This window comes from Streptomyces sp. NPDC102278, from assembly GCF_044766345.1.
In the GTDB taxonomy this organism is placed as follows: Bacteria; Actinomycetota; Actinomycetes; order Streptomycetales; family Streptomycetaceae; genus Streptomyces.
This window is the reverse complement of sequence record NZ_JBIWLV010000013.1, coordinates 121,460-135,069: the sequence shown is the minus strand read 5'-3', so window position 1 is coordinate 135,069 and position 13,610 is coordinate 121,460. Positions and strand designations below refer to the sequence as shown.

The 13,610-nt window shown below is 74.1% G+C and carries 12 protein-coding genes; 8 read left to right on the top strand and 4 right to left on the bottom strand.

Annotated features, from left to right (window positions below):
• Positions 1 to 54: 54 nt before the first annotated feature.
• The 3 genes from ACIRO3_RS27660 to ACIRO3_RS27650 form a co-directional block, all read right to left on the bottom strand.
• Positions 55 to 891: a GNAT family N-acetyltransferase gene (locus tag ACIRO3_RS27660; RefSeq protein ID WP_404141340.1), complete on the bottom strand. Its 837-nt coding sequence runs from the start codon at positions 889 to 891 to the stop codon at positions 55 to 57.
• Between the two features lie 70 nt (positions 892 to 961).
• Complete coding sequence (locus ACIRO3_RS27655) at positions 962 to 1,762, bottom strand: PaaX family transcriptional regulator C-terminal domain-containing protein (RefSeq protein WP_404141339.1); 801 nt, start codon at positions 1,760 to 1,762, stop codon at positions 962 to 964.
• Between the two features lie 4 nt (positions 1,763 to 1,766).
• Entirely contained in the window at positions 1,767 to 3,377 is a 1,611-nt protein-coding gene (locus ACIRO3_RS27650) for an AMP-binding protein (RefSeq protein WP_404141337.1), read from the bottom strand.
• Positions 3,378 to 3,558: 181 nt separating this feature from the next.
• On the opposite strand from ACIRO3_RS27650, the gene ACIRO3_RS27645 reads away from it, so the two are divergent.
• From ACIRO3_RS27645 to ACIRO3_RS27635, 3 genes are all read left to right on the top strand, one after another.
• Positions 3,559 to 4,680 carry an acyl-CoA dehydrogenase family protein gene (locus tag ACIRO3_RS27645; protein WP_361774736.1) on the top strand — a complete coding sequence of 374 codons (1,122 nt, stop codon included), beginning with the start codon at positions 3,559 to 3,561 and terminating at the stop codon, positions 4,678 to 4,680.
• On the top strand, positions 4,677 to 5,075 hold the full coding sequence (locus tag ACIRO3_RS27640; RefSeq protein ID WP_361774733.1) for a RidA family protein: 399 nt from the start codon (positions 4,677 to 4,679) through the stop codon (positions 5,073 to 5,075). Before ACIRO3_RS27645 ends, ACIRO3_RS27640 begins: the two co-directional genes overlap by 4 nt.
• Before the next feature lie 143 nt (positions 5,076 to 5,218).
• Positions 5,219 to 5,566 (top strand): hypothetical protein, encoded by a 348-nt coding sequence (locus tag ACIRO3_RS27635; RefSeq protein WP_404141335.1) that lies wholly within the window; start codon positions 5,219 to 5,221, stop codon positions 5,564 to 5,566.
• Positions 5,567 to 5,602: 36 nt separating this feature from the next.
• On the opposite strand, the gene ACIRO3_RS27630 is transcribed toward ACIRO3_RS27635, so the two are convergent.
• Positions 5,603 to 6,973 carry an aminopeptidase P family protein gene (locus ACIRO3_RS27630; protein ID WP_404141333.1) on the bottom strand — a complete coding sequence of 457 codons (1,371 nt, stop codon included), beginning with the start codon at positions 6,971 to 6,973 and terminating at the stop codon, positions 5,603 to 5,605.
• Between the two features lie 187 nt (positions 6,974 to 7,160).
• On the opposite strand from ACIRO3_RS27630, the gene ACIRO3_RS27625 reads away from it, so the two are divergent.
• The 5 genes from ACIRO3_RS27625 (at position 7,161) to ACIRO3_RS27605 (ending at position 13,605) form a co-directional block, all read left to right on the top strand.
• Positions 7,161 to 9,590, top strand: coding sequence for a collagenase (locus ACIRO3_RS27625; RefSeq protein WP_404141331.1), 2,430 nt, complete (start codon positions 7,161 to 7,163; stop codon positions 9,588 to 9,590).
• 92 nt (positions 9,591 to 9,682) lie between these two features.
• Positions 9,683 to 10,849: an NAD(P)/FAD-dependent oxidoreductase gene (locus ACIRO3_RS27620; protein WP_404141329.1), complete on the top strand. Its 1,167-nt coding sequence runs from the start codon at positions 9,683 to 9,685 to the stop codon at positions 10,847 to 10,849.
• Positions 10,846 to 11,223, top strand: a complete 378-nt coding sequence (locus ACIRO3_RS27615; RefSeq protein ID WP_361774717.1) for a (2Fe-2S)-binding protein — start codon at positions 10,846 to 10,848, stop codon at positions 11,221 to 11,223. Before ACIRO3_RS27620 ends, ACIRO3_RS27615 begins: the two co-directional genes overlap by 4 nt.
• Positions 11,204 to 12,604, top strand: coding sequence for an NAD(P)/FAD-dependent oxidoreductase (locus tag ACIRO3_RS27610; RefSeq protein ID WP_404141327.1), 1,401 nt, complete (start codon positions 11,204 to 11,206; stop codon positions 12,602 to 12,604). The genes ACIRO3_RS27615 and ACIRO3_RS27610 overlap by 20 nt, the downstream gene beginning before the upstream one ends.
• Before the next feature lie 83 nt (positions 12,605 to 12,687).
• Positions 12,688 to 13,605: a dihydrodipicolinate synthase family protein gene (locus tag ACIRO3_RS27605; protein ID WP_404141325.1), complete on the top strand. Its 918-nt coding sequence runs from the start codon at positions 12,688 to 12,690 to the stop codon at positions 13,603 to 13,605.
• Positions 13,606 to 13,610: the final 5 nt, after the last annotated feature.

The window sequence follows — 13,610 nt, the reverse complement described above, 5'->3', positions numbered from 1 at the left end:
GCGCCCCGTCCCGCGCCCGCCGACGGCGGACCGGGCGGGGCCGCCGCGCCGGGTTCAGCGGGCGACGGCGACCGCCCGGTCCTCGACGGGGACGTACCCGATGCGGAGGTAGACCCCGTTGCTCGTGGGGTTGGCGAGGTCGGTGAACAGGAGGACCTCCGAGGCGCCCCGCGCGGACGCCGCCTCGCTCGCGGCGTGCGTCACCGCCGCGGCGTGACCCCGTCCCCGCGCGCCGGGCGGGGTGTACACCGGACCGACCCGCGCGGCACCGCTCGCCGGGCGCGAGAAGCCCGCCAGGGAGACCGGGGTCCCGGCGTCCTCCCACAGCAGGATCCCGCCGTACGCGAGCCGGTCGCGCACCAGGGCCTCGGAGACCGAACCGGCCGGGTCCGCTTCCACGCGGAACGCCTCCAGCCAGGTCAGCAGCAGCGGGAGGTCCGCCGCGACGGCGGTCCGGACCCGCCCCGAGGGCGCCGGCGACGGCGCCACGAGCCCGCCGAGGCGGTACAGGCGCTGGTACTCGGTCACCACCGGGCGCCCCCACGCCGCCGTCAGCACCTCCACGTCCCGGCGGCGACCGTTGAAGCCGCGGACACCGCTCAGCGACGGCTCCGTCCCCAGCACCGCGGCGAGGTCCCGGACCGCCTCCGGGGGCAGCGCGCCCGTCAGCAGGGGGCGCGGCGGCGTGCACAGCAGCGCCCCGGCGACGACCCCGTCCGGGCCGGTCCACCAGCCGTACAGCGGATCCTGCTCGCCGAAGGCGTGCGGCCCGAGCCGCTCAAGGGCCTCGGTCACGGTCAGGAGCAGGGTGTTCGCGACGGGCCGCGCGGCCACGGCGGGGCGCGCGGCGACCAGGAAGGCCGTCAGGTCGGAGCCGAAGGTCCATGTCATGGACCATCGTGGCGCGCGGCGGCATCGCCCCGCAGCCGGTTTTCCGGCGCCCGGGCCGGGCAGCGCCGTCCTACGGTTCCACGAAGCCCGCGCCGGCGTCCCGCAGCCGGGCGTGCAGTTCGGCGAAGACCGCCGCGGCCCGGTCCCCGGGCCAGTCCGCCGGGAGCAGCTCGCGGGGTAGCCCCGGGTCGGCGTACGGGAGCCGCCGCCAGGTGTCCAGCGCGAGCAGGTAGCCGCGGTAGGCCTGTTCGGGCGTCGGGTCCGGGCCGGACTGGAGGGCCCGCAGGACCGGCTCGTGCAGGTCCAGGAACTCCTCGTGCTGTTTGGCGAGGGCCGACAGGTCCCACCAGCGGGCCACCGCCTCGGGGGTCGGGGCGAAACCCAGGTGCGCGCCGCGGAACAGTTCCACGTACGCCGTCAGGTGCAGCCGCTCCAGCGTCCGCCCGGTCTCCCCGTGCAGGTGCGCGGGGGCGATCCACACGCCCGGCGCGACCGACCCGAAGCCCAGCCGGGCCAGTCGCGAGCGCAACAGGTGACGTTTGTGCCGCTCCTGCTCCGGCACGGAGAACACCGCGACCAGCCACTCCTCCGACAGCCGCGGGGATCCGTAGATCCGCCGGTCGCCGTCCTCAAGGAGCAGGCGGGCCTCCGGGGACAGCTCGTACCCGGCCGACCCGTCGGCGGCGCGCGCGGGCAGCAGGAAGCCGCGCCGCTTCAGCCGGGACACCGACGAGCGGACGGACGGCGCGTCCACGCCGGCCGCGCCCAGCAGGCGGATCAGCGCGGACACCGGGACGGCGCCCTCGAAGGCCCGCCCGTAGGCGCCGTGGAACGTGACGATCAGGGATCGCGGAGTGTGCTGCTCGACCACGGGTTCACTCTAGATCGCGCAGCCGGAACCGCTGAAGTTTCCCGGTCGCGGTCCGCGGGAGGGCGGGCAGGAAGACGAACGAGCGCGGGCACTTGTGCGGGGCCAGTTCCTCGCGCATGAAGGCCCGCAGCGCCTCCTCGGTGAGGATCGCGCCGTCCCGGGCCACCGTGTACGCCACGACGATCTGGCCGCGCCGTTCGTCCGGCCGGCCGACCACCGCGGCCTCCACCACGTCGGGATGGCGCAACAGGGCCTCCTCGACCTCCGGGCCGGCGATGTTGTAACCCGAGGAGATGATCATGTCGTCGGCGCGGGCGACGTAGCGGAAGTAGCCCTCCGGATCGCGTACGTAGGTGTCACCGGTCAGGTTCCAGCCGTCCCGTACGTAGTCCCGCTGCCGGGGGTCGGCCAGGTACCGGCAGCCCACCGGCCCGCGGACGGCCAACAGGCCGGGCACGTCGTCCGGGACCGGCAGGCCGGCCGCGTCCACCACCCGGGCCTGCCAGCCGGGCACCACCCGGCCGGTCGCACCGGGCCGGATGTCCTCGTCGGCGGCCGAGATGAAGATGTGCAGCAGCTCCGTGGCGCCGATCCCGTTGATGATCCGCAGCCCGGTCCGCTCGTGCCACGCCCGCCAGGTGGCGGCGGGCAGGTTCTCGCCGGCGGAGACGCAGCGGCGCAGCGCGGAGAGGTCGTAGGCGCCGGTGTCGTACGGGCCCAGGGTGTCCAGCATCGACCGGTAGGCAGTGGGCGCGGTGAACAGGACGGTGACCCGGTGCTCGGCCAGCGCGGGCAGCAGCGTGCGCGGGGCCGCCTGCTCCAGCAGCAGCGCGCAGGCCCCCGCGCGCAGCGGGAAGACCACGAGTCCGCCCAGACCGAAGGTGAAACCGAGCGGCGGACTGCCCGCGAACACGTCGTCGGGGCGGGGGCGCAGCACGTGGCGGGAGAAGGTGTCCGCCACGGCGAGCAGATCCCGGTGGAAGTGCATGCAGCCCTTGGGGCGCCCGGTGGTGCCGGAGGTGAAGGCGATCAGGGCCACGTCGTCCGCGGAGGTCTCGACGGCCGGGAAGGGCTCGGGATGCCCGTCGACGAGCCGCAGCAGGTCGTCGGGGGACGCACCGCCGTAGGGGGTGATCCGCAGCCCGGGCACCTCGGCCTTCACCAGATCGTCGAGCGCGTCCACGTGGCACAGCGCGTGCCCCACCCGGGCCATCGCGCACACCGTGGCCAGTTCCTGGGACCGCTGCCCGGCCAGTACGGTCACGGCCACCGCGCCCGCCCGCATCACCGCCAACCAGCAGGCGGCGAGCCACGGCCCGGTGGGTCCGCGCAACAACACCCGGTTGCCGGGGACCACGCCGAGATCGGCGGTGAGGACGTGGGCGATCCGCTCCACGCGCCCGCGCAGTTCTCCGTACGACCACACCGCGCCGGACGCGTCGCGGAAGGCCGGACGGTCGGGCCCGAACCGCTCGATGGTGGCGTCGAGCAGTTCGGCGCCGCAGTTCAGCCGGTCCGGGTAGGCCAGCTCGGGCAACTCGAAGAGGAGCTGCGGCCAGGTGTCCGCGGCCGGCAGATGGTCACGGGCAAAGGTGTCGACGTGAGCGGAAGGCATGAGCTCCAAGGCGGGTTCGCCCCCTTGCGACGGTCCGGCCCCGGTGTGGGGGGCCGGCCCCTGCTGTATGGAACCGAATGTATGGAACCGAACGGGGTGGAGCTGTCCGTGCGTGGGCAACACGAGCGTATCGTGATGGTGACGGCAGTCAACAGGACGCGATAGATGCGGGGACATTCGGATGACCGGATTCGCGCTCGAAGCGGAAGACGAGCAATGGTGCGGGCGGCTGCGCGCACTGTCGACCGAGCGGCTGAGGCCGCTGGCCGAGAAGGGGGAGGCGGGCCGGGTGAACCGCCCGCTGCTCGCGGCGCTGGGTGAAGAGGGCCTGCTGGAGCGGGTGTTCACCTCCGGCGCGCTGCACCTGTGCCTGTTGCGGGAATCCCTCGCCTACGGCTGCACGGAGGCGGAGACGGCGCTCGCCCTCCAGGGGTTGGGCGCCCACCCGGTGCTGAGCGCCGGCAGCCCGACGCAGCGGGAGCGCTGGCTGCCCGGAGTGCGGGAGGGTCGGCTCGTGGCGGCGTTCGCGCTGAGCGAGCCGGGGGCCGGCTCGGACGCCGCCGCGCTGACCCTGGCCGCCGAGCGGGACGGCGACGGATGGCGGCTGCGCGGGGAGAAGCGCTGGATCTCCAACGCCCCGGAGGCGGATTTCTACACCGTCTTCGCCCGAACGGGTGAGGGCGCGGGCTCCAGGGGGATCACGGCCTTCCTGGTGCCCGCCGACCGGCCCGGCCTGACGGGCGAGCCCCTGGAGATGCTGTCCCCGCACCCGATCGGCTCGCTGGCCTTCGACGGGGTGCCCGTGGGGCCCCAGGACGTGCTGGGGGAGCCGGGGCGCGGCTTCCGGGTGGCGATGGACACCCTGAACCGGTTCCGGCCGAGCGTGGGCGCCTTCGCCGTCGGCATGGCGCGGGCGGCGCTCGACGCGACGCTGACGCACACGGCCGGCCGGAGCGCCTTCGGCGGGGTCCTCGCCGACCTCCAGTCGGTCGCGCACCGGGTGGCGGAGATGGCGACCCGGGTGGAGGCGGCCCGGCTGCTGGTCTACGCGGCCGCCGGCGCCTACGACAGCGGCTCCCCGGAGGTCCCGCGCCGGGCGGCCATGGCCAAACTGCTGGCGACCGAGACGGCCCAGTACGTGGTGGACCACGCGGTCCAACTGCACGGGGCCGTCGCCCTCCAGCGGGGACACCTGCTGGAACACCTGTACCGGGAGGTGCGGGCGCCGCGGATCTACGAGGGGGCCAGCGAGGTGCAGCGCACGATCATCGCGAAGGAGCTCTACCGGGAGGTGGCGCGATGAGCCTGGAACGCCACAACCCGCAGGAGCTCTCCCCGGCCACCGGCTTCTCGCACGCCGTCGCCATGACGGGCGGCCGGCTCGTCTTCCTGGCGGGGCAGACCGCGCTGGACGGCTCCGGAAAGGTCGTGGGGGAGGACCTGCCGGAACAGTTCGAGCGTGCGCTGTCCAACCTGCTGGCGGCCCTGGCGGCGGCCGGCGGTACCCCCGGGGGGTTGGCCCGGGTCACCGTCTACGCCGTGGACGTGGCCTCGTACCGGGCGCACGCCGGTGAACTGGGCCGCATCTGGCGCCGGTTGGCGGGCCGGGACTATCCGGCCATGGCCGTCGTGGGTGTGGTGCGACTCTGGGACGAGGAGGCGCTGGTCGAACTCGACGGCATCGCCGTCCTGCCGTGATTTTGACAGCGACCGAAAGCCGGGGGAGGGTGGTTAAGACCTTTTTGGCATGCTTCGCCACCAAGACTCGGAGGTGCATGGACATGCGCCGTGGGTTCGTTGCGGCAGCCGTGACAGGGGCGGCCGGGCTCACGCTCGGTCTGATGCCCGTCAGTGGCGCCTTCGCGACAAGTCTTCCGCAGACCGACTGGTGTTCCGACTCGCGCTACGGCGAGTGGTCCGCCTGCTGCGACCCCGCACGCGGCAACTACCGGCCGGGTTGGTGCTGGGACAACAGCGGTCGCAATGACGGCAACTGGCACGACGCCGGTTGGCACGACCCGAACCGGAACAACTGGAACGACGGCCGGTACGACAGCCGGTACGACGACGGTTGGCGCGACGGCGGCTGGAACAACGGCGGCAACGGCGGCTGGAACGACGACTGGCACGGGTACGACAACCAGGGCAACCGGCACGACGGCGGCCACCGGAGCAACTGGCACGACTAGGCCGTCTGGCCGTCGCCCCGGCGACCGGACCTCCGCTCACCCCGCCAGGAGGCGGCCCATCCACTCCTCGATGTCCGCCACGGACCTCGGCAGGGCGCCCGACATCAGTCGGGCGCCCCGCGCCGTCACGACCAGGTCGTCCTCGACGCGCACGCCGATGCCGCGCAGCTCCGCCGGCAGGGTCTCGTCGTCCGGCTGGAAGTACAGACCCGGCTCCACGGTGAGGACCTGCCCCTCCTCCAGGGTCCCGTCCAGGTAGGTGTCGGCCCGCGCCTTCGCGCAGTCGTGGACGTCCAGCCCCAACATGTGCCCGCTGCCGCACAGGGTGTAGCGCCGGTGCAGGTCGCCCTCCGCGTTCTTGAGGACGCCCCACTCGGCGAGTCCGTCCGCGATCACCCGCATCCCGGCCCGGTGGAAGTCACGGAAGCTCGCGCCGGGGCGCAGCGCCGCCATCCCCGCGTCCTGCGCGGCCAGGACCAGTTCGTAGACCTGCCGCTGTACCGGCGAGAACCGGCCCGACAGGGGGAGGGTGCGGGTGATGTCCGCCGTGTACAGGGTGTCCGTCTCCACGCCCGCGTCGAGCAACAGCAGGTCGTCGCGGTCCAGTCGGCCGTCGTTGCGGATCCAGTGCAGGACGCAGGCGTGGGCGCCGGAGGCGGCGATCGTCTCGTAGCCGGTGCCGTTGCCCTCCGCCCGGGCGCGCAGTGCGAAGACCCCCTCGATCCAGCGCTCCCCGCGCGGATGGGCGAGCGCGCGCGGCAGTGCCCGTACGACGTCCTCGAACCCGGCCGTGGTGTGGTCCACCGCCCGTTGCAGCTGCTCGACCTCCCAGGCGTCCTTGACCAGGCGCAACTCCGATAGCGTCGCGGCCAGTTCGGGATCGGAGGAGGCGTTGCGGGCCGGGGGTGAGCCGAGCGTGTCCAGGTGGGCGCAGCGCAGGCCGGTCAGCCGCTCGGTCTCCGCCAGGTCCGGGCGGCGCCCCACCCAGAACTCCCCGTACCGGCGGTCCCGGTAGAACTCCTCGTTGCCGTCCGCCCGCGGCGAGCGGGGGCGCAGGTACAGCACGGCCTCGTGCCCGTGCGCGCCGGAGGGCTCCAGCACCAGGACGTGACCCACCTGGTCCTCGCCGGTCAGGCCGGTCAGCCAGGCGTACGCGCTGTGTGGCCGGAAGCGGTGGTCGCAGTCGTTGGAGCGGACCTTCAAGTCGCCCGCCGGCACGATCAGTCGCTCGCCCGGGAAGCGGGCCGAGAGGCGGGCGCGGCGGGCCGGGGTGACGGCGGAGGCCGGTGCGGGGCCCCGGTCGGGGAGCGGGGTCGCGGTCCAGTCGGCGGCCATGAAGCGGGACAAGTCCGGCGAGACGGGCAGGTCGTGGCTGCCGATGTGGAGGCCGGAGGGGGTGTCGGTCACAGGGGCTCCCGGAAGAAGAAGCGAACTGGTGGTCGCACAGGGCTTGTCAGTGCAATTTCACATTACTATGTTACAGCTCACACCGCGGCACGTTAATCCCCGTCAAACGCCGTGTGACGCAGGGCAGTTCACTGCGGGCAGTTCGCGCACCACTTCCCCCACCTCCCCTCCCCACCAGGAGTCCTCGGTGTCCCAGCACAGAGCTGTGCGTACGTCCCTCCTCTCCGCCGCCGTGGCGGTCACGCTCCTCGCCTCCGCCGGGCAGGCCGTGACCCGGGCGGCCGAGAACGACGCGACGGTTCCCGCGACCTTCGCGGCCGGCGCCCCCGCCGCGGGCGCCCCGGCCCCCGGCCCGAGCGCGCCGAACCCCTTTGACGAGGTCGACCGCCTCGCCGAGGCCCGGGAGCCCGTTTCGGCCCCCGCCACCACGCCCGGCGGCCTCGCCGTCGGCAAGGGCGAGGTCCCCGGCGCGGCGCGCCCCACCCCGTCGCCCCTCGACACGGCCTCCGCCTCGGCCGGCGAGCGTTCGGAGAAGAGCCGCAAGACGGTCGCCGCCCAGGCCGCGCCCACCACCCGGAACATGGCCGTCGCCGTCCCCTGCACCCTCGACGGGATCACCGGCCTCTCGCCGGAACGTTTCGCCGACTTCCTCGGCGACCCGGCCGTCCTCGCCGACGGCTGTCTGCGCGGTCTCGTCTGGACCTGGGACGCCCGCCTCGCGCCCGTCATGTCCGACGCCCACGTCCAGGCCGTCTCCCGTCGGATATCCGCCGCGGCCGCCGGCCACGACGGCCGCAACTCCTCGCACCTGGAGGAGATGTTCACCTACCTGCACGCCGTCGCCTACCACGACTACTCCCGCGACGAGATCGACGTCACCGACGCCCCGACCGTCGACGCCATGCGCCGCGCCGTCGCGGACTTCGGCGCCGCCGCCCGCACCTTCGACGTCACCCCGACGAACGCCCGCACCCTGCGCGAGGCCCTCTACGCCGCGAGCGCCCCCGGCCTGCGACAGCACCAACTCGGCCTGATCAAGAAGGTGCTCGCCGCGATGGACCCGGCGCACCCCGCGACCAGCCAGGACGCCTCCTGGGGCGGCGCGGCCCTCGCGGCGCTCTCCGTCAACTACCTCGGCGTCTACCCGGGCAACCAGGACACCGCCTTCCAGGCCGCGGTCTCCGCCGACCCGGCCTACCGCGCCGCGTTCAAGGCCTTCGGCGGCTACGTCCACCTCAAAGGCGGCGGCAACGCGTGGGTGGCCCGCGACGCACTCGGCGAGTACGGCCGCTTCGGCCAGATCGACGCACTCAAGAGCCAGGTCGTCGCCGACCTCGGAGCCCTGCTGGAACCGGTCAGGTCGGGCTTCGGCAACGGCAGCGAGCAGTGGGCCAAGATCGTCTCCTGGCTCAACTTCTACGAGGCGTGCAAGCCGTACGGGGTGTGCAAGGAGGACATCGAGAAGCAGCTCTTCCCCTACACCTACTCCTACGACAACGGCGCGATCAAGGTCCGCACCGCCCTCGACCGGGCGACGGTCGACCAGCTCTACTACGCGAGCAAGCAGGTCAAGTCCCAGTACCACCGGGTGCTCGGCACCGAACAGCCGCTCGCCGGCGACCCCAACACCACGCTGAACATCGTGCTGTACGCCTCCCGGGCCGACTACGAGAACTACCACCCCATCCTCACCGGCTACGGCACCAACAACGGCGGCATCTACATCGAGAACGGCGCCACCTTCTACACCTACCAGCGCCGCGTCCCCCAGGACTCCTCCCTCACGCTGGAGGAACTGTTCCGCCACGAGTACACGCACTACCTCAACGGCCGCTACGCCGTCCCCGGCTTCTTCGGCGAGGGCCCCTGGTACGAGGGCGACCGCACGACCGCCATGGACGAGGGCACGGCCGAGTTCTTCGACGGAGCGACCCGGGACAACGGCATCGCCGTGCGCAAGTCCCTGGTCAAGAGCGTCATCGCCGACACCGCGGGCGGCGGCCCCCGGATGACGGTGGAGCAACTGCTCAACGCCACCTACGACGGCGACGGCTTCCGCTTCTACAGCTACGCCGGGACCTTCTTCGAGTTCCTGTGGACCGAGAAGCCCACGCTGCTGCGCGAGATGTACACCCACCTGCGAAACGACGACGTCGCCGCGTACGACGCCTGGCGCCACCGGACCGGCGCGGACACCTACCTCCAGCGCGACTACAACCGCTTCCTGGACGCGCAGATCGCCAAGGTGGACCAGCTGTACGTCCCGAACACCACCTTCACCGCCAACGACCGGCTGCGCGACTCCGCGCTCGCCTCGGTGAAGTCGAGCTTCGCGACGGCCACCTACAACACCCCGGACTGCGTGGAGAACGGCGAGCCCGGCAAGCGCCGGTTCACCTGTACCGGCCGGATCACCGCGAACCTGAAGAACTGGCGCAGCGACGACCAGAACTTCAATGACATGTCCGAGACGGTGGACTACTTCCTCCTCGACCGGGCGGGCGCGGCCTCCAACAACCTGGCCGACATGAACTGCTCCTTCGGCCCGGTGGAGATCTGGACCAACAAGGTCGCGGGCAGCTCCTCCTACAGCTGTGAGGGACCGCTGCGCGACTGACCGACACCGGTGGTCGGTCCCGTCGAGAACGGGGGGCGGGACCGGCCCCGGAGTACCTAGGCACCCTAAGAAGAATGTGACATATTACTGCCGTGCCCCAGAGACACCACTCCCTGGACGTCGTCGTCATCGGCGCCGGCGTCGTCGGCGCCGCGTGCGCGTACCACGCCGGCCGCGCCGGACTCTCCGTGGCCGTCGTGGACCGAGGCCCCGTGGCCGGCGGCACCACCGGCGCCGGCGAGGGCAACCTGCTCGTCTCCGACAAGGAGGCCGGGCCCGAACTCGACCTGGCCCTGCTGTCGGCGACGCTGTGGCGCGAACTCGCCGAGGTCCTCCCGCACTCCGTGGAGTACGAGGCCAAGGGCGGGCTGGTCGTCGCGCCGGACGACACCACGCTGAAGGCCCTGCGCGGCTTCGCCGAGGGCCAGCGCCGCGCGGGCGTCGACGCCGTCGAGGTGGGCCCGCGGGAGCTGCGCGAACTGGAGCCCCACCTGGCCCCGGGCCTGGCGGGCGGCTTCCACTACCCGCAGGACGCCCAGGTCCACCCCGCGCAGGCGGCGGCGCGCCTGCTCGCCGCCTCCGGCGCCCGGATCCACCTCGGGGAGGAGGTCACCGGCCTGCTCACGGAGGGCGGCCGGGTGTGCGGGGTGCGCACCCCCCGCCGGGAGCTGCGGGCGCCGGCCGTGGTCAACGCCGCCGGCACCTGGGGCGGGAGGATCGCGGAACTCGCCGGGACCACCCTGCCGGTGCTGCCGCGCCGCGGTTTCGTCCTGGTGACCGAGCCGCTGCCCAGGGTGGTCCGGCACAAGGTGTACGCCGCCGACTACATCGCGGACGTGGCCAGCGGATCGGCCGCCCTCCAGTCCTCGGCGGTGGTCGAGGGCACCCCCTCGGGGCCGGTGCTCATCGGGGCGACCCGGGAGCGGGTCGGCTTCGACCGGGGCCTGTCCACGGCGGCGCTGCGCCGGCTCGCCGCGCAGGCGGCCGCGCTGTTCCCGGTCCTGGCCGACGTACGGGTGCTGCGGACCTACCACGGCTTCCGGCCCTACCTGCCCGACCACCTCCCGGCCATCGGCCCCGACCCCCGGGCCCCCGGCCTGCTGCACGCCTGTGGCCACGAGGGCGCCGGGATCGGCCTGGCGCCGGCCACCGGGCTGCTGATCGCGGCGGCCCTGACCGGGGCCGAACCCCCGCTGGAGACAGGCCCGTTCCGCCCGGACCGGTTCGGGCCGGGCGAACCGAAGGAGACCACGCGATGACCAGCCCCGCCGACCCGGACCGCCCGCCGCGTCGTCTCGTCCGCCGGCTGCTCCGCGGCCCCGCCCGCTCCCCCCGGGACCTGGTCGGCGGCGCCCCCCGGGCCACGTACACCCTGCGCTTCGACGGCCGTGAACTGCCCGCGCGCGCGGGCCAGAGCATCGCCGCCGCACTGTGGGGCGCGGGCATCCTCGCCTGGCGCACCACCCGGGACAACGGCGCCCCGCGCGGGGTGTTCTGCGGGATCGGAAGCTGCCACGACTGCCTCGTCACCGTCAACGACCGCCCGAACCTGCGCGCCTGCCTGACCCCGGCCCGCCCCGGGGACACCGTCACCACCCAGGAAGGGACCGGCCGTGCCGAACTCGGCGTCTGACGGCGTGCCGTGCGACCTCGCCGTCGTCGGCGCGGGCCCCGCCGGGCTCGCCGCCGCCGTCACGGCCGCCGGCCTCGGACTGCGCGTCACCCTGCTGGACGCGGGGGAGCGGCCGGGCGGCCAGTACTACCGGAGCCCCGCGCCCGCGCTCGGCGCGGACCGCCCCGAGGCCCTGCACCACGACTGGGCCGCCTTCGCCTCCCGCGAAGCAGCCCTGCGCGCCCACGCCTCGGCGGGCCGGATCACCCACCTCCCGCTCCACCACGTGTGGACCGTCGTCCCCGCCGGCGCCGAACTGCTGCTGCACGCCGTCGCCGGCCCCGAGGAGGAGGCCGTCGCCGTCCGGGCCCGCGCCGTGCTCCTCGCCACCGGCGCTTTCGAACGGCACCTGCCCTTCCCCGGCTGGACGCTGCCCGGGGTGATCGGGGCCGGCGGGGCGCAGGCCATGCTCAAGGGCGGGCTCGTGCTGCCGGGCCGGCGGATCGTCGTCGCCGGGAGCGGGCCGCTGCTGCTCGCCGTCGCCGGGTCCCTCGCGGCGGCGGGCGCCACCGTCCCGGCGGTGGTGGAGGCCTCCGCGTACACCGCGTACGCCGGCCGGCTCCCCGCCCTGCTGCGCAACCCCGGCAAGCTCGGCGAGGCCGCCACGTACGGCGGGGCCCTGCTGCGTCACGGGATCCGCCTGCTCACCCGGCACGCCGTCACCGAGGCCCACGGGACCGACCGGGTCGAGGCGGTGACCGTGGCCCGGCTCGACCGGCAGTGGCGGCCGATGCCCGGCACGGACCGCCGCGTCCCCTGCGACGCCCTCGCCGTGGGCCACGGGCTGGTGCCGCAACTGGAACTGGCCACCGGCCTCGGCTGCGCCACCCGGCTCGGGGCGGACGGAGCAGTCGCCCTGGAGGTGGACGCCCGTCAGCGGACCTCCGTACCCGGCGTCTGGTCGGCGGGGGAGACCGGGGGGATCGGCGGCGCCCGACTGGCCCTGATCGAGGGCGAGATCGCGGCCCGCGCGATCGCCGGCCGGCCCGTCCCCGCCGTGCTGGTCCGACGCCGCGCACGGCTGCGCGCGTTCGCCGAGGCGATGGGCGCCGCCCACCGTCCGGGGGCGGGGTGGTCCGGCCGGCTGCGGGAGGACACCGAGGTGTGCCGCTGCGAGGAGGTCACCGTCGGCCGGATCCGCGAGGCGGTGCGCGACCTGGGCGCGCGCGACGCCCGGACCGTCAAACTGCTCACCCGGGCGGGGATGGGCTGGTGCCAGGGCCGGATGTGCGGACCGGCCGTCGCCGCCCTCACGGGGCGGGACCCGGACCCGGACCGCAGGCCGCTGTCCTGCCCGGTCCCGCTGCGCCGGCTCGCCGAACTGCCCGTCGAGGACGGCTGATCGACCCGATCCGGGATCCCGGGACCCTTGTGGGCTCCCCACGCCCACTAGTAAAATGTCACACACCACTCTAGGGAGCTCTCATGACCCACGCGCACACCCCCGCGCCCGCCCGCACCCGCCCCTGGCACGGAATCATGGTCGCCACCGCGCTGCCCCTGCGCGACGACCTGACCGTCGACCACGACGCCTACGCCGAACACGTGGCCTGGCTGATCGCCAACGGCTGCGACGGCGTCGTCCCCAACGGCTCCCTCGGCGAGTACCAGACCCTCACCGACGAGGAGCGGGCCCGGGTCGTCCGTACGGCCGTCGAGGCGGCCGGCGACGGCGAGCGGGTCATGCCCGGCGTCGCCGCCTACGGCAGCGCCGAGGCCCGCCGCTGGGCCGACCAGGCCGCGGAGGCCGGCGCGGGATCCGTCCTGCTGCTGCCCCCCAACGCCTACCGCGCCGACGAGCGGGCCGTACGCGACCACTACGCGCAGGTCGCCCGCGCGGGCCTGCCCGTCGTCGCGTACAACAACCCCATCGACACCAAGGTGGACCTGACCCCGGCCCTGCTGGCCCGGCTGTACGCGGACGCCAGCATCGTCGCCGTCAAGGAGTTCTCCGGCGACGTCCGCCGCGCCTACGAGATCGCGGAACTCGCCCCCGGCCTCGACCTGCTCGTCGGAGCCGACGACGTGCTCCTCGAACTCGCCCTCGCCGGGGCCGTCGGCTGGATCGCCGGCTACCCCAACGCCCTGCCGCGTTCCTGCGCCACCCTCTACCGGGCCGCAGTCGCGGGCGACCTCGACACCGCGCTGCCCCTGTACAAGTCCCTGCACGGCCTGCTGCGTTGGGACTCCAAGACCGAGTTCGTCCAGGCCATCAAGCTCTCCATGGACCTGGCCGGACGCCCCGGCGGCGCCACCCGCCCGCCCAGGTTCCCGCTGACCGGCGAGACCGAGGCGGCGGTCCGGGCCGCCACCGAGAAGGCCCTCGCCGAAGGCCTCAACTAGCCCCC